This is a genomic window from Rhodopirellula europaea 6C (assembly GCF_000338295.1).
GTDB lineage: Bacteria > Planctomycetota > Planctomycetia > Pirellulales > Pirellulaceae > Rhodopirellula > Rhodopirellula europaea.
The window spans coordinates 12481-29366 of sequence record NZ_ANMO01000247.1 but is presented as its reverse complement, the minus strand read 5'-3'; the positions used below and the strand labels follow the sequence as shown (position 1 = coordinate 29366).

The following is a 16886-nucleotide window of genomic DNA, read 5'->3' as shown; positions in this document are numbered from 1 at the left end:
CTTCACAAAGAGCTTCACAAAGAGCTTCTCTGTGCAGTGCGTTCGCTACGTGTGCCTGACGACAGTGGTGATGCTGTTCGTTTTGGCTGGTGCGGCGGAATCTCGCTGTGCCGCCGCAGAAAACACGGTCACATCATCGGTCGGCGAAAAGCCCAATATCCTTTTTATCTTTGCTGACGATTGGGGCTGGGGCGATCTGTCTTGTCATGGGCATCCGTATGTGCGAACTCCCAACATCGATCGCTTGGCACGCGAGGGCACGGACTTTGAACGATTCACGGTTGCCAGCGGAGTTTGTTCGCCCAGTCGAACGGCGGTGATGACGGGGCAATTCCCGGCTCGCCACAACATCGACGGCCACTTCGCTTGGGTGCCCAGCAACGCGAAACGCAACATGCCCGATTGGTTGGATCCCAGCGCCGTCACGCTGCCTCGATTGTTGCAATCCGGCGGCTACAAAACAGCTCACTTTGGCAAGTGGCACCTGTCCAACGATATGATTCCGGATTCGCCCACGCCCGCGGAATACGGATACGATCGATACGGAGCGTTCAATTGCTCGGGCGAGCAGATGCCAGTCCACGAGGACGCCAATGAAACGATCAAGTTCATCGAAGCGGCTCATTCCGAAGGCGATCCGTTCTTCGTCAACTTGTGGGTCCATGAACCCCACACTCCATTCCATGTGATTCCAAAGTATCGCTGGCGTTTTCGCAACAGTGGGCTGGGCGAAGCCGATGAAATCTATGCAGCAGTGCTATCGCACGCGGACGATCGCATTGGTGAAGTCTTGGACGCCTTGGATCGGTTGAATTTGACTGAAGAGACCTTGGTGATCTTTAGTTCCGACAACGGGCCGGCTCGCGGTTCAGCCAATGCTAAATTGGAGTTGAGCTACGACACCGCGACCGGAGCGGGTTTCGGCATTGGTGCCGCCAAAGGAATCACCGCAGGACGAAAAGGTTACAAGGCGTCGTTGTTTGAAGGTGGCATCAACGTTCCGTTCATCGTGCGTTGGCCGGGCAAAGTCGCCGCGGGAGAAACCAATGATTCAGCGATGATCAGCGCCGTGGATTTGTTGCCGACATTCTGCGAAATCGCCGGCGTCAAATTGCCTTCCGCGTATCAACCCGACGGCGTTAGCCAGGTTTCGGCATTGCAGGGGCAATCGTCAACGGGACGCACCAAGCCTTTGTTTTGGAAGTACGGTGCACGCTGGCCTGCCCAGAAATCTCGTCCGCATCACTGGGCTTCGTACTGCGTGGTGAATGAACGATGGAAGCTGTTGGCGAACCAAGATTCGAGCTACGTCGAGTTGTACGACATCGTGTCCGATCCTTATGAGTCGACTGACTTGAAGGAGACGCAGCCCGATGCCGTTTCGAAACTGTCGGAACAGTTGGCGGACTGGAAAGCCTCGCTGCCTGAGTCGCCGGATTCGAAGCTGTTCTCCAGCCTTCGCGACAACTGATCTTGTTTGCCAACCTGGGAAAACCGGACGAATTCGAAACGAGCAACGGGGCTGGGCGATTTGGTGATAGCGTGTAATGCGGCCGGCATCCGACGAAGGTCGTTGATTCAGAGATTGTCAGTCAGGCGAGATTTCCAGTAGGCGGCTTGGTGATAAATGATCCCGCAACTGGAGTTGTGCGAGTAGTCGAAGTTCTGAATCAAATGTTGCAGTCGTTGCTTTTGTTCCGTGTTCAGCGTCGGTGCGTCGACCATCAGCGGGACCAAGGCTGCTTCGCCCGCTTCTCGGGTTAGGTGCCATACTTCGCGGTACTTTCCCCATTGTGGATTGGCGTATTCGTTTTGGTTGATCCAATGCTCCGCTTGACGCCAATCGGGACCGAGCATTCGCATCTCTTCGGAAGTCTTGCGCGAGAGCTGGACCGCGACGTGTGCCGATCGCTCCTCTGCGATGCTTGCCAGATGACGCATCACGGATTGGATGCTTGTTTTTAGCTTTGGATCGGTCTCCAATTCATGCAGCAATTCGAGAGAGCATTGCATTTGCAAAATCGCATACGCAGGCGTGTTCTTGTCGGGGTTAGCGGATTGCTTCACCGCGTCGGCGACATAGTGTCGCCACAGCTGACGATACTTTTCGTCTTGAGTGACATCCCATGCGGTGGCGTAGATCATGGGCAAACGAGCGGCTTCGTGAGCCTGCACATTCCACATGCGGCAGATGCCCAGCGGACAGCGTTTTCCATCGGCGCGACAAAAATCGAAGTCGTTTTCCGGCGTCACGAATTCAATCATGCGATCCGCAACCGCCGCAAGAACTTCGCGAATTTCGGATCGAGTCGCTTCGTCTGAAAGCGGACTTCGATAGTACTTCCAAAGTCCGTGCACTCCGTGCGTATATTGATCTCGAGACGAATTGATATAAATGCTTTTGCGATCTTCGTTACAGACATTTCGGGCAAGGAATCCGGGGACGCCGTGCACGGTGGCGCAGCGATGCAATCCGCGGAACACTTGCTTCGCTTTTTCACGAAGTGGCTCTTCGTTGGTCACCTCGTATCGGTCCGCAAGGATGCTGAGCATGGCGCCGCCCAGGATCATGCCGTCTTCCATTCCGGTGCTGTAGCCGCATGGATTGGGGTACTGACGCATGACTTCTTCGGCGGTGGGCAGGTGAGCCAATTCTTGTCCTGGTTCATAACTGCTGAGGTAGTCAGCAAATGTCTGCACATCGTCCTGAAAGAATCTTTCCCAGGTGACAGCCCATGCCTGATCCATTTGGGATTTCATAGCATCAGGCGGAAGTGATGAGGCGTTCTGTGCCGCGAGTGGTCGGGCGTCTGCAAGGAGATTCCACGACGCGCCAGTCAAGAGGAACGCGAGAAGGAAACGAAGGGTGGGCATGTTGGTCTCTCGAGTGCGAAGGCGGTCGATCATACTGAGGTCATTCGGTTGAGAAACGTTACTCGACGAGCGACCGAATTTACATGGAGACCGTTTTTCCACTGTCCAGCTGTCGAGTGCCAACGGGAATGAAACCCGTCGACTTGTGGAAGTGGAGCGATGCGTCATTGGCAGGTTCTGAATCGATTTCCGCACAGATATGCAAAGCCCCCAGTCGCTTCGAATCATCAAACGCTCGCAAGTACAGGGCGCGGCCAACGCCAAGACCACGGAACTCTTTTGATACCACGACCCGGTCAATGTAAACGAAGTCTTCGTGGCGTTCGGAGAACCACTGGAAGTTGCCGTTGTCGTATGCCGCGCCGACTGGCATCGCGAGCAGGAATCCGGCAAGCTGCTCGTCGACTTCCGCCGCGAGTTTCAGATTGCTGAGTTCGTACAGCGTTGCGAACCGTTCGGCATCCATGGGACTGGTGAGTGCGACGACAGCTTCGTTCAATTCAACGGCCGCGGAGGAGTCTTGAACGGTCAGGTCTCGGATCGAGAGAGCGTTCATGCAAACTTCCTGGGACGGACGACGCGTGGGTAGGACGGTGCAATTCCGCCCGCGAAATATCGGGTGAGGTGCATTGGTGCGGAGCCTTCCGGTTGCGCGGTGGCACGGACGACGTAGGTGCCGCAGTAGCAATCTCGCAGCGTTTGTCGCTCTGAGTCAGCGCCCAACCAAATCAGATCGAGAATGAAATTGAATGGGCCATAAGTCCACATCAATAGTCGAAGTGTCATCCTCGTCAGTGACGGCCGGGATCCACGTATGTCAATGATTCGAAGGCCCGACAATCGGTAACCGATCGTGCGAAGCCGAGAACGTTTGATCTCCGTCATGTAGACCCAAGCGATCGTGAGCCAAATCACAAAGTGAAGCGCCTCTGGACTTCGGTGAGACTCTAGGACGTAGAATAGCAGCGCCAGAAAGATCCAAATCGCGATGCCGACGAACATCAGAATCGCTCCATCAGTCACCATCGCGATCAAGCGACGGATGAAACCGGGATAGGATTCTTGCGAGAAGTAGATGCCTTCGCCGAGCGAATGGTCAACTTGCAGGTGTTTCATCCGGTTTCAATATGGTTTGGTTGGAACGTGGCGAGGACGAAAATCGCCTGAGCAGCGTTCGCCGAGTTTCGTTCGTTGAGACTACATCGGCGTGGCGGAGGCAACCAGAACGCGTCCAATTGCGCGGCTTGGACAGGAGAAACCGCGGGGTTCGGTTGTTATGCTGGTGTCTGATTCCAGTCCGGTAAGTTGTGTTTGCGGCCGCTTCGTGTCCCTAGATGTCGCAAAACATTTCGGGCACGCCGCATTGACCCGTGGAGTTTTCCAACAGTTGGATCATTGTGGCCGCTTGGCAGAACTCTTTCTCTTTGAAAATCACAATGCATTTCTCTCGAACGCAAGTCTCCTGGCCAGTTCTTGGGAATCATTCGGAAACGACGGCGATCATTGACGAGTCATTCGTCGGCCTGAGGAACAGAGTTGCGTCTTCACGGTTGTGTCGTCTTTCGTGTGTTATCTGCACGCTGATGTGGATGACATTGGGAATGCAGTCGGCAAACGCATTGGATGTGTATGTCGACGTGCAAGGTGATGACTCCAACAACGGTTCTCGCTCGGCGCCGGTTGCCTCGATCGATCGCGCGCGGGAAATCGTGAAGGCAGTCGTTGGCAAGCAACCCGTGACGGTTGAGGTTGGCGATGGTGTGTACCATTTGCCTCGAACGTTGGTGTTCGAATCGAGCGATTCGGGATCGGCTGAGAACCCGGTGATCTATCGTGCTGAAAACGAAGGCCAAGCGATACTGAGCGGCGGTTCGCTACTTGAACTGAATTGGAAGCCGTTTCGGGATGGCATCATGCAAGCCAGCACGGAACCGGGGTTGGCGATCGATCAGTTGTTTGTCGATGGCCGGATGCAACGCATGGCTCGCTATCCCAATTTTGATCCGACTAAGAAGACGCAAGCGTATCAAGGTCATGCTGCGGATGCGTTTTCAAAGGAACGTGCAACAAAGTGGAGCGATCCGACTGGCGGATTCATCCACGCGATGCATCGAGCACGCTGGGGCGGGTATCACTATCAAATCACCGGCAAGGATGCAGATGGCGATGTGAACTACGAGGGCGGATGGCAAAACAATCGACCCTCGGGAATGCACAAGGACCAGCGGATGGTCGAGAACATCTTCGAAGAATTGGATGCACCGGGCGAGTGGTATCACAACGCGAAAACGAACACGTTGTATTTCTATCCCGGCCCAGCGTTGGATTTAGAGACGGCCAAAATCGAGGTCGTTCGGTTGCGGCACTTGATCGAGTTCAACGGCACCGAGCAAAAACCTGTTCGGCACATCGCGTTGAACGGTTTTGTCTTCCGGCACTCCGCTCGAACGTTCATGGAAACCAAGGAACCGATGCTCCGATCGGACTGGACGATCTACCGCGGCGGTGCCGTGGTGTTGACCGGAACCGAAAACGTCGAAATCGCGAATTCTGAGTTTGATCAAGTCGGTGGCAATGCGATCTTTGTCAGCAACTACAACCGCCGGGCTCACATTCACGGGTGCCACATTCACGACGCGGGAGCCAGCGGCGTTTGCTTTGTCGGGGACCCCAACGCGGTGCGAGACCCGTTGTTTCAGTACGGTCACAAAAACGATTTGGCAATGGTCGATCGAACGCCAGGACCGAAAACGAACAACTACCCAGCGGACTGTACTGTCGAGGATTGCTTGATCCACGGGATCGGACGAGTCGAACGGCAACCGGCCGGCGTGCAGATCGAAATGGCGCAGCACATCACCGTTCGTGATTGCTCGATCTACGACTGCGCTCGGGCCGGCATCAACATCGGCGACGGAGCTTGGGGCGGTCACTTGATCGAAGGATGTGATGTCTTCGACACCGTCCAAGAAACGCACGATCACGGCTCGTTCAATTCATGGGGACGCGATCGTTACTGGAGCAGCGACCGAGGTGCCAGCCAGAAAGTCATCGACAAAGAGCCTGGCTTTCCATTCTTAGATGCCGTGGAAACGACCGTCATTCGAAACAGTCGCTGGCGTTGCGATCATGGTTGGGACATCGACCTGGACGATGGATCGTCGAACTATGACATCACCAACAACTTGATGTTGGCCGGTGGGTTGAAGTTGCGAGAAGGTTTTCGTCGTCGGGCGTGGAACAACATCACGATCAACAACGGACTGCACCCGCACGTTTGGTACAACAACAGCGGTGATGAAGTCTTCAGCAATATCTTCATGGCCGCGCCGCAAGGTGCTCGAATGCCGACGAAAACCGCCAAGGGAAAACGAGTCGACGGCAACCTGTACTACGCAAATGCTGCCGACATGAAGGATCGTTATGCCAGTTTTGGTTGGGATGTGAATTCGATTGTCGCGGATCCGAGATTCGTCGATCCCGAGAAGGGAGACTTTCGCGTGGAAGCAGGTTCACCCGCGTTGGCGATCGGTTTCAAAAACTTTCCGATGGATCAGTTCGGAGTGAAAAAGCCTTCGCTGAAGAAGATTGCGGCGACGCCTGTGATTCCGGAATTGGAGGTCAAAAGCTCGCTCAACAAACCGCGATCGGACAGCGGGCGTGTGACGCGGCCTCAGCCGATCTATTGGTTGGGGGCGAGAGTGGCGGACTTGAAAGGGGCGGAGTTCTCGGCGTACGGCGTTGCCAAGGAAGACGGCGGCGTGGCATTGTCGGCCGTCGTTGCGTCCACCTTCGCCGCGGAGGCCGGTTTGCAAAACGGCGATCTTGTCCAAGCACTCAATGGGAAACCGTTGCGAAAGGTTTCTGAGTTGCTGACGGAGTACCAACGGGCGAGTGATGCGACGTTGCAGCTGAAAGTGGTTCGGGAACAACGTGTGATCGAGCTTTCGGTTGAGAAAATGCCGATGTTGATCGTTGAAAACTTCGAGTCCGCTGCCGCTGCAGGAGAAATCAACGAGACGCTCGGTTCGGATGCCAAAGTCGAAGCCAATCATTCCGTTCGCGATGCACCCATTGGAACGCTCCTCGATGGCAAGTTGGCGGACGGATACGGTCCCGTGTTTGCAAATGGAGTCAACTCGGGGGCGTACCGAGTGGACTTGGGGACCGTCGCGGAAGTTTCTTCCATCCTCAGTTGGTCAACGAACCTGAACGGTGTGCGTGGACCGCAAAAGCTGACTTTGTATGCGAGTACGTCGGATTCCGACCCCGGATGGAACGTCGAAGATCGGTCCAGATTCGTTCCCCTGACCACGATTGACACAACCGGTCTGAAACACGGCAAGTATTGCTCCGTCGAGTTGCGATCACGAGAGGATCAATCGCTGGGACGTTTTCGATGGGTCGTTTGGAAAGTCCAACCCGTCACCCAACGCGGTGAGAACACTGCCTTTCAAGAACTGCAAGTTCTGACGCGGTGAGCTCGTGCATTCGCCGCTCGCCACGATTGAAGTCCGACCAAGCAACCTCCCTCCTTCCCGCCCCCACCTTCACCGCCCTCCCCTCACCTTTGGTGAACCCTCATGTCTCGCTTCCTGAAAATTCAGGCATTGGCCACGTGCGCCGTTCTTGGTGCGATCGGTTTCGCTGCTCCAGCGTTTTCGCAGGATCGTCCGGACAAGCCCAACGTGGTGTTGCTGTTGACGGATGATCTCGGATGGCAAGACGTAGGTTGCTACGACATCGACGAACCCTGCCCCTATGAGACTCCCAACATCGATCGGTTGAGTCAGCAGGGCGTCTTGTTTCGGCAAGCGTATTCGCCTGCACCAACTTGTGCCCCGTCGAGGGCTGCGATTCTGTCAGGCAAGCATCCCGCCAGGACACAGAAGACTCATGTCGTTGGAGGTGCACCTCCGTCGCCTTACACCGAGAGGACGCCTCTGATCTCGCCGTGGTACAGCGGCCGAATGAAGTTGAGCGAAATCACGATTGCCGAGGCGCTTCGCGAAAACGGGTATCGGACGGGGCACGCGGGAAAATGGCATGTCGCGATCAATCATTTCGCGTTCCCACAACCGGAAGACCAAGGCTTCGATTTCACTCGGGCCGAACGAGGCGTGACCCGACCAATGCGTCCCAACCGTTTGTCCGGATTCGCGAGCGATGCGGACGACGATCCCTACAAGCTGGATGAGGATGGATTCCCGTTTCATCAGAATGTGGCTGACGCGATGTCGTTCATAGACGAAGCCAAAGGCGAACCCTTCTTTCTCTATCACGCGACGTACTTGGTGCACGCTCCGATTCACACGCGATCGGAACGGCTGCTGCGGAAGTACTGTGAAAAAATGAAGGTTCCGTACCCGACTGATCCCAGGATCTGGGAGCTCGAAGGGCAACGCAATCCGTTCTACGGTGCGATGGTTGAGATGCTGGACCACTATGTTGGCAACGTGTTGCGCTACCTCGACACCACGGAAGACCCGCGTTGGCCGGGACATCCACTGAGCGAGAACACGTACGTCATCTTCACGTCGGACAATGGCGGGATGGAGCGTCATCCGGGCGAGATCATCACCGACAACTATCCGCTCGACAAAGGCAAAATCAACGCGAAGGAAGGCGGCGTCCGCGTCCCATTGATCATTCGCGGCCCAGGGATCGCACCGGGAACAGAATCCAATGCGATGGTCAACGGTTTGGATTTCTATCCGACCATTTTGTCTTGGACCGGAACACCCAAACCGGCCGAGCAACATCTCGATGGGGCGGATCTGTCGTCGTTGCTTGCTTCGGATCCAACGGATGCGTCCCTGATCGTTGGTCGCGACGGAAAGCCTCGTGATTCGATGTTCTGGCACTTCCCGCACTCGTCGATGCAGTCCACTCTTCGCGTCGGCGGCTACAAGCTGATTCGAAATTGGGACGATGTCTTGCAGGGCGGTGGCAATCCGCTGGAGCTGTACCGCCTCTATGACGAGCGGAACCAACGCGTGGACATCGAGGAGTCCAACAACTTGGCCGCTGACATGCCGGAGAAGGCAGCGGCGATGAACGAAGAGCTGCAACGACGTCTCGATGAAACGGCTGCGAGCACTCCCTATCTGAACCCAAATTGTTTGCGTCGTTTGCCCAACAAAGAAAAGGTTTGCGAGGTGTCCGATCACGGGCGAGACGGAAACATCGTGTGGGCGACGTTTCAAACAAACGGGGCGAAGGTGGTGAAAGCCAATCTGATCTACACGGACAACGGAGGCGAACGATACGAGGAATGGTATCGGCTGCCCGCGAAAATGGTGGGTGACCGTGTGGAGGTTGAATTGCCCAAAGAGGCGACACATTACGTTTTCAACCTGATCGATGAAAATCAGTTTCTGGTCAGTTACCCGACCATGAAATTCGCAAAGGATTCGTCGGAGCCCTATTCGAAACGAGCGATCGCGAAATAGTTGGGCAGCAATGCCTGCCTCTCGGATCCGCTCTCATTCCCCATCATTCCCACCAATCCAATCTCGATCCTATGAAGTTCTCTCCTCGTCATCGATGTGCGCCGATTCGTTGCGTGTTGTTGGCTCTCATGGTTTTTTTGTGCGGTGCGGATTCCGCGCCGGCACAATTGGATGAGACTTTGCCTTCGCTCGTCGACGGACGTGCTCCGGAAAATTTTGAGGAGATGTGGCGTGGCTTCGATCCCACGAGCGAGCCTCTGAATGTGGAGGTAGTGAAAGAATGGGAAGAGGACGGCGTCGATCTCAAAATCGTTCGCTTTCGAATTGGTGTGTTCAAGGGACACGAAGCCAAACTCGCCGCGGTCTTTGGTGCTCCCAAAGGTGCCAAGAATATGCCGGGCTTGGTTCAAATTCACGGCGGCGGTCAATTCGCGGACCACAAGGCTTGCGTTGCCAATGCGAAACGAGGTTATGCGACGTTCTCGATCGCATGGGCCGGTCGGATCTCAGCACCCGGTCACCGAGTCTCTCGTGACGAAGTGAAGCTGTTCTGGGATCAGAAAACGGATGATCCCGCCTACAGGCTGACCACGGACTGGGGCGTGGTGGATGGCTATCACGCTCCATCACGCAATCCTGAGAATCAGTTCCCGAGTGCGAAGCCCGCGGAGTGGACGTTGGACGATGTGGAATCGCCACGCAACAGCGGTTGGTTCTTGTGCGCGATCGCTGCCCGACGAGCGTTGACGTTTTTGGAATCGCAACCGGAAGTCGACGCAAACCGACTCGGCGTCTATGGGCACTCCATGGGCGGCAAATTGACAGTGCTGACCGCGGTGGATCCTCGAGTCAAAGCCGCTGCGCCATCATGCGGCGGAATCAGCGATCGCTACAACGACAGCGATTTGTTTCGCAAGACATTGGGCGATGACGTGAGTCTGAGTGAGATCCAGTGCCCGATCATGTTCCTCAGCCCCGCGAATGATTTCCATGGACGGATTGGTGACCTGCCCAGTGCGGTGAGTGAGATTCAAAGTCAAGATTGGCGGGTGACTTGCTCACCCCATCACAACCACCAAGACACGCCCGCCTATGAAGCGGCGACGTTGCTTTGGTTTGATCAGCATCTAAAGAACGCCTTCCAATTTCCCCAGACACCAAAGGTGACGATGGTTTGGGATGGTTCCGATGGCATTCCGAAAGTCGCGGTTCAGGTGGATGCGTTCATGCCGATCGAGTCGGTCGATGTGTACTACACCCAAAACGGCAAACCCGGCGAAACACCATCCGATCGAGACGACGTCGTGCATCGATTCTGGCACCATGTTTCCGCTGCCGAAGGTGATGACGCCTGGACCACGAAGATGCCGATTTCAAGTACTGGCAAACCTCTGTGGGTTTATGCCAACGTGACCTACCGGTTGTCTGAAACAGTGGAAGGCGTTGGCTACTACTACCGAACGTATCGCACCGCCGAAGTGAACCTGTCTTCGGTGGTCCGGATGTTTGACTCCGAACAGTTGCGTGCCGCAGGTGTCAAAGCGACCAAGCAACACACCAACCTCATCGAAGATTTCGCGAGCGATTGGGAGCGTGAATGGTTCACCTACCGGCCGGAACAGTGGGCTCGGACGACGAACAAGCTCAGCGCCGATCAGTACAAAGCTCCCGCAAACGCGAAGCTGACTCTGGAGGTGCAGTCAGTGCAAGCGAATTCGTTGGTGGTCGTGTTTGATGAATATGCGGCGACTGTCGAGCTTGATGGCGGTGAGACTTGGCAAACGATCGAGTTAACGCCCAACGATTTTAAGAATGCCGCCGGAGAGTCGCTTGCCAATTGGGAAGGCATTCGTCAATTGAAACTGAGCGATGTCGAACGTCTTTCAAGTGGCAGAGGCGAATCGGCTCAATCACAAATTGTCGGTCGGCGTTGGAAAGGCGAACCACCTCAATTTCGAAACTTGCGTTGGACAGCCCAGAAGGCCAACTCTGCCAATTCCAGATTGGACGTGTTTCCTGGGTCCACAGTTGGTGTCGAATCGGTCAACGGCGAAACCAAAATTCAGACGCAGTATTCGCCCAGCCCAAGCGTGTGGGACGACCGGATCGATGAAGCGGCTGTCTTCCAAGTGGAAATGCAGCATCAACAATCGCCCGCGAATTCGTTTCAATTGCGAATGGGGAAAGGCGGTCAAATCTATTCGCTGCGAGGCTCGTTCGGCGAGAGTTTGCCGCCATCTTGGAGAAAGCCCGGTGGCAAACTGTCGCCTTGGAACGATGAGGTTTGGCAGTTCGTTGCTGTGTGCACCCAGTTCAACGGCATCAAGACACAGCGGCCCAATCGACGTCGACCGGAACAATCATCGCCACAAGTCGAAGAGGTCAAGAACAAACTGGCGGAACTCGGGCTGAGTGACACTTTCTTTGTTCACAACTCGGGGGCGTACATCCCCAATTCGTCGGAGCTGAAGTCTCTGTATTGCCCGCTGCTGGCCTACGAGATTGACGAAGACGCTCGTGCCATTCGAATGTTGAACTGGGGTTTGGTTCCGCAGATCCGAAGCGTGCATCGGTCGCCGTTGCTGTACTACACACAAATTCGCGATGCGGGCGATGGCGTGATCGAGATGACTTGGGTGGCGCACAACTTCAGCCAACGAGAGGACGTCGTTTTTGATCACCTCAATGCACCATGGGGCGGCACACGGATCAGCAGTTTGCCGCTTCGGTACGTGGCGTCTCCGGAAGGCGAATTGCTTGAGCGGGAAGGCTTTTTGAGCGAACACGGCACCGTGGACGTTCGCGAAACCGCGGGTTGGAATTTATCGTGTCAATCCGATGCGGAAGACAGCCCAAGTTTGGCGTTGGTGTACGGTCGCGACAAACATCTGGAACGCGAGTTGGAACGCAAGGCCAACGGCGAAGCTTATTGCCAATTCAAACACTCGTTGTATCGCGATTGGCGTGCGAGCCATCCGCTCTACAACAACGAATGGAAAGACTGGGCGACTCGGCCGGAAAACAGTTTTCGCAACTACGACGTTTGCGAGATCATTCCAAAGCTTCGCATCGTTCCGGGATCGACGATTTGGTTCCGCAGCTACCTGGTTGTTGGTGAAAAAGCGGAAACCATGAAGCGGGCTCAATCGCTGGTGGACCACGTCGATTATGGGCTGTTGGACTTCAGTGCGGACCAGTGCCCCATGACGACGGTTGTTCGGGATGGCGTGTCGATGCAGTTGTTTGCGAAGCCGGTTTCCGGATCGTTGCCGGTGTTTGAAGTCGAACACGCCGAAACTGGGCAAAACATTCTGACCACTGATCCTTATTACTTTGTCGAAAACCAACCGCTGGATTTGGATCTGCCGAGCGATCACCCACAGCGAGATTATTTCGCTAGCGTTCGTGGCTACTTTCTCGATCGCAACCACAGCAAGTGGAAACGTTTGGTGGGATACGCCATGGTCGAACCTCCCGCCGAAGGCGGCTCAAACGCGAATGGGACCTGGAAACGTCTGTCCAGCGTGCTGAACTCGCAAGTGGCGGCGGAGGACAACAAGTATCATCGAGATGTCTGGGTTCAATGCAGTGACACGGCAACCAATGTAGAAGCGAGGGCAACCGAATGAACGGCATGTGTTGTTTGCTTTCTTGTCCAATTACGAAGCTTGGTTCAATAGTCATTTCCATGCAGCGTTCTCTGTTTGCATCCCGTTTGTTCGTTGTTCTCGCCGTGTTGCTCGGCGGTGGTCACTTCGTCGTGGAGGGTGCTGAATCGGCGAGCCAGGTCGAATCGTCGGGAGCTGTTCAGACGGACGAGTCGTCGCCTGTTGTGCTCGGCTATGGCGTGGGGAACTTTCGTGTTGGCAAGTTGCTCGCGAAAGACAACTTTGAAACGCTCGACGACTGGGTGGTGCAGATCGAAGACCGCAAAGGCTTCCCAGAGGCTTCGGTTCAAGCGAAGGATGGGACGTTGGATTGTTTGGTTCCGGGACGCGGCTGCACGGTTTGGTACCGGAAAAAATTGCCGACGCGAATCGCGATCACGTATGACGTGGTTTGCCCCACCCATGATCCCGCCATTCGCGGTGTGGAATCGCGGGATTTGAATCAGTTTTGGATGGCGATCGATCCCGCGGATCCAGAGAAGGGATTGTTTGATGAATCTCGCTATTCGGGGAAGTTCACGGACTACGACAAGATGCATGGCTACTACGCCAGCAGTGGAGGACGCAAGAACACGACGACTCGCATGCGCCGCTACCCACGGTCAAAGAACGGCAAACCGGTTCCGCACGTGGCTTTGAACGAACAAGACAATCACCCTGGTTATCTGATCCAGCCCAATCGCAAGATGACCGTTCAGTTGGTCGCTTTTGATGACGTGGTTCAGTACATCCTGGACGGAAGGTTGGTCTATCAATTTCGACAAGGCGACTCAGTCGAATTGGAAGACCGAGATTCTGATGGCAAGATTTTTCAACGGATGACGCAACTGGGGCCTGAAGGCGGCGTTGCGTATCGCGAAGGCTTCTTTGGTTTCCGAATGGTCGGGACGCATCACGTGTATTCAAAATTTCGCGTGCACAAGCTGTTGCCGGTCGACGCTGACGACTCGCACACCGCACGCCCGATCGTGCCGGTCGACTCGATCGACGAATTGCGACAGGCTGCCAGGCAGAGCGGACAGCAAATTGTGATGAGGCCTGGCGACTATCAGATTGCAGACCGGAAGGGATTGGTGTTCTCCGGTTCAGACAATGAGGTAGAGCTGAGCGGCGTTAAGTTGGATGTCCCGATCGAAGTGGCATCAGGGCGGAATTTGTTTCAGTTGACTGGAAGCAATATCACCATCCGTGGCGGTTCGATCGAAGACACCTATCCCGGCGGCTCAACCGAAGTGACTGACTTTGGGAGCTACAACCAAGGCCGCAAGTATGGCCGAATGAACGAGATGGTGATTCGGGGCGACAACAATCGGGTGATCGGGATGAAGATGATCATTCGTGGATCGTACCCGTATGGATACGGCAATATGTTCGGCATCGGTGGCGGCAGTGTGCTTCGGCTGAGGAAACACTGCGGCATTCAAATCACGGGAAACGATGCCGTGATCGACGGTTGCCAGATCAAGATGGAAGCCTTTGGCCACGCGATTTTCGTGCAAGGTGGCAACCGCACGACGGTTCGAAACACGATCGTCGAGGGCACGGTTCGGCGCAGCAACGATTGTTACGCTGAAACCGACGATGGTGATTTGGCTAAACGGTTCAATTACAAATTGCAGTGGCCAGAAGACGTTCGTGGGCTGCCAATTCCTCGCGACCACATGATCAACTGCACCGAAGACGGCATCCGAGCCTACAAGGGCGCCGGAGAAATGATCGTTGATAACTGTGTAGTGAAAAAATCACGCGGCGGAATCAAGCTTTACATGGCGAAGAAGGCGACGGTCACCAATTGCGAAGTCCTCGACTGCGTCGTGCAGGGTTATTCATTGCCTCGGCGCGGTGTGATCCGAAATTGCAGCGGCAACGCAGCTTACGGGCCTCTGTTGTACGTGCACTCCGATTCTCACTCGGGTCAGCAAATTGATCTGGAGGTGCTGCCTGCTCCTCATTCACTCGGTGATCACCCTTTGGCGGCGATCAAGGGCAAGGGGCATGACATCCGGCTGTGGCAACGCTCGCCTGCGGAAGAAACGCTGCGTCCGATCATCGTTGGCTACGCTTTGAGATTTGATTTCTTGAGCGTTGACTTTCCAAATGTTCCAAAGGGGCATGAGACGCTCTTTGAAAAACACGCTCCGAAGACCTATCGAGCCTCTGACATCACGCTCACCAACGATACACAGCACCCCATTGTTTTGGCGGAATTGTCGAGCGGCAATCACGTCAGCAGCCTTGGTCCGGTGACGGATCTTGGCATCGACAATGAACTGAAACCAATCACCCACACCGACAACGCAAAGGACACACCATGAAATCACGACGATCGTTGAACGCCTCCTTGACCGCATTGCTGCTTGGCATGGTCTGTTGTCCGAATCTCGCAGTGTCCGATGAGACCTGGCGGATTGAAACGCAGGAACAGTGGACGTCGGGCTTGGAATCGAGTTCTGAACTCAAGCTGAAGGATGGCCAAGCTGTTCCGACGGCCAAGCATGCGACTTTGAAGAGTGAGCTGAAAACGTTTCCGTCAAAGCGGTCGGCCAAGTCCATTGTTGTGACTCAGTCGGCCGATTGGTTGAACTGGGAACCAGCGGGAAACCTCGGACCAGTCAATTTGGGTGACGCGCCGGTGATGTTGAGTCTCGGATCAGACAACTACTGGATGTTTGGTCGATATGGAAATGGCCGAAACCGCAAAGACCGATCCAAACAAGCTCCGTTTCAACCGGAGCCTGCAACGCTGGACGGATTTGAGATGCCGCTGATGACGACTCCGTTTGCCAATCAATACGACGCACCCGGCGGCTTGAAAAAACGCCTCGGTGGCTATCACGCTTGGCAGAGTCGTGACATGGTCAACTGGGTGCACCATGGCCCGATCACGGAAAGCTTTGCCAAGTGGATGACCACCGCAGAATTCGCGGACGGCAAGGCGTACTTTTACTACGATTTCCCCAACGACCAAGACCCGCATGTTTACGTGGATGACGATTTGTTCGACGGCCTGCCGGGCGAGAACAAAGGCATAGCCTACGACGATCCAACGCACGGATCGGATTGTGCGATCATCCGTGATTTGGACGGTCAGTTTCATTTGATCTTGGAAGATTGGAGTCCCATCAACGCGCAGACGCATGCGTGGGATTCGCCTTTGGCTGTGCACGCGGTCAGTCCCGATGGTCTGCAGGATTTCAAAGCGCTGTCGCCACCGATTGACGAACGCACTAAGCCGACCGGTAAGATCGGAACGTACAAGCACCCGCACTGGTTGAAGGAAAACCCTGAGCGATTTAAAACGAACATCGCGAAGTATGAAATTCACAAGCCAGAACAGAACGCGTACGGGGACTGGGCCGCGATCTCGATCGGCGGCCAGTACTACTTGTTCTGCGACTACGATCCAGCGGACAGCAAGTCGATGAGCGTCGGTTGGTTCACTTCCAAGAGCATCGATGAACCGTTCACTTGGTGCGGCAACATTGGCAAGGGCCATCCTGATCCGGACATCATGTTTGCCGAGGGCAAGTTCTATCTCGCGACGCAGCAGGCAATGGACTTTGTAAGCGATGGGCCTTGGGTGGACGGAGTGCAAATTCGAGTCGGCGTGGATGTCGACCAAGATCAGTCGATTGATCAGTGGACCGAGTGGACCACCATCAAAGAAAGCTACGACCACGTGCCCGGCTTCGCCAAACAAGTTGCGCGAACGCCTGCTGAGCTGGATCTGTCCAAGTTGCCCGAAGGGTTTGGCTACCAGTTTGAGATCAAGTTGGAAGACACCACCGAGAACGATTCGAAACCCGTGCTGGATGCGGTGGAATTGATGTTTGATTGAGTTGGAGGCTGGTTTGGTGTGGCACTGTTCGGCCTCCCCTCGCTCCGCTCGACC

The 16886-nt window shown here is 55.2% G+C and carries 9 protein-coding genes; 6 read left to right on the top strand and 3 right to left on the bottom strand.

Annotated features, from left to right (window positions below; all coding sequences use genetic code 11):
• Positions 1-70: 70 nt before the first annotated feature.
• Positions 71-1471, top strand: a complete 1401-nt coding sequence (locus RE6C_RS26330) for a sulfatase family protein (protein ID WP_039963516.1) — start codon at positions 71-73, stop codon at positions 1469-1471.
• 107 nt (positions 1472-1578) lie between these two features.
• Here RE6C_RS26330 and RE6C_RS26325 read toward each other — a convergent pair whose 3' ends face one another.
• From RE6C_RS26325 to RE6C_RS26315, 3 genes are all read right to left on the bottom strand, one after another.
• A complete protein-coding gene (locus RE6C_RS26325) occupies positions 1579-2748 on the bottom strand; it encodes a hypothetical protein (protein WP_236618542.1) in 1170 nt (389 codons plus the stop codon).
• Positions 2749-2953: 205 nt separating this feature from the next.
• A complete protein-coding gene (locus tag RE6C_RS26320; protein ID WP_008661570.1) occupies positions 2954-3430 on the bottom strand; it encodes a GNAT family N-acetyltransferase in 477 nt (158 codons plus the stop codon).
• A complete protein-coding gene (locus tag RE6C_RS26315; RefSeq protein WP_008661569.1) occupies positions 3427-3990 on the bottom strand; it encodes an RDD family protein in 564 nt (187 codons plus the stop codon). Before RE6C_RS26315 ends, RE6C_RS26320 begins: the two co-directional genes overlap by 4 nt.
• 485 nt (positions 3991-4475) lie before the next feature.
• Between RE6C_RS26315 and RE6C_RS26310 the strand changes: the two genes are divergently transcribed.
• The 5 genes from RE6C_RS26310 to RE6C_RS26290 all read left to right on the top strand — a co-directional run bounded on the left by RE6C_RS26310 (position 4476) and on the right by RE6C_RS26290 (position 16832).
• Positions 4476-7355, top strand: a complete 2880-nt coding sequence (locus RE6C_RS26310) for a right-handed parallel beta-helix repeat-containing protein (protein ID WP_236618541.1) — start codon at positions 4476-4478, stop codon at positions 7353-7355.
• Between the two features lie 102 nt (positions 7356-7457).
• Positions 7458-9326 carry a sulfatase gene (locus tag RE6C_RS26305; protein WP_008661564.1) on the top strand — a complete coding sequence of 623 codons (1869 nt, stop codon included), beginning with the start codon at positions 7458-7460 and terminating at the stop codon, positions 9324-9326.
• 71 nt (positions 9327-9397) lie between these two features.
• Positions 9398-12955, top strand: a complete 3558-nt coding sequence (locus RE6C_RS26300; protein ID WP_008661561.1) for a dienelactone hydrolase family protein — start codon at positions 9398-9400, stop codon at positions 12953-12955.
• Positions 12952-15309, top strand: coding sequence for a right-handed parallel beta-helix repeat-containing protein (locus RE6C_RS26295; RefSeq protein ID WP_039963512.1), 2358 nt, complete (start codon positions 12952-12954; stop codon positions 15307-15309). The genes RE6C_RS26300 and RE6C_RS26295 overlap by 4 nt, the downstream gene beginning before the upstream one ends.
• A complete protein-coding gene (locus tag RE6C_RS26290; RefSeq protein WP_008661559.1) occupies positions 15306-16832 on the top strand; it encodes a glycoside hydrolase family protein in 1527 nt (508 codons plus the stop codon). The genes RE6C_RS26295 and RE6C_RS26290 overlap by 4 nt, the downstream gene beginning before the upstream one ends.
• Positions 16833-16886 lie beyond the last annotated feature (54 nt).

What these genes read in the sequence shown, in the direction of transcription:
- RE6C_RS26290 (WP_008661559.1), top strand. Translation starts at nt 15,306, where the DNA reads ATGAAATCACGACGATCGTTGAACGCCTCCTTGACCGCATTGCTGCTT.
- RE6C_RS26325 (WP_236618542.1), bottom strand. Translation starts at nt 2,748, where the DNA reads ATGGATCAGGCATGGGCTGTCACCTGGGAAAGATTCTTTCAGGACGAT.
- RE6C_RS26330 (WP_039963516.1), top strand. Translation starts at nt 71, where the DNA reads ATGCTGTTCGTTTTGGCTGGTGCGGCGGAATCTCGCTGTGCCGCCGCA.
- RE6C_RS26310 (WP_236618541.1), top strand. Translation starts at nt 4,476, where the DNA reads ATGCAGTCGGCAAACGCATTGGATGTGTATGTCGACGTGCAAGGTGAT.
- RE6C_RS26300 (WP_008661561.1), top strand. Translation starts at nt 9,398, where the DNA reads ATGAAGTTCTCTCCTCGTCATCGATGTGCGCCGATTCGTTGCGTGTTG.
- RE6C_RS26320 (WP_008661570.1), bottom strand. Translation starts at nt 3,430, where the DNA reads ATGAACGCTCTCTCGATCCGAGACCTGACCGTTCAAGACTCCTCCGCG.
- RE6C_RS26305 (WP_008661564.1), top strand. Translation starts at nt 7,458, where the DNA reads ATGTCTCGCTTCCTGAAAATTCAGGCATTGGCCACGTGCGCCGTTCTT.
- RE6C_RS26315 (WP_008661569.1), bottom strand. Translation starts at nt 3,990, where the DNA reads ATGAAACACCTGCAAGTTGACCATTCGCTCGGCGAAGGCATCTACTTC.
- RE6C_RS26295 (WP_039963512.1), top strand. Translation starts at nt 12,952, where the DNA reads ATGAACGGCATGTGTTGTTTGCTTTCTTGTCCAATTACGAAGCTTGGT.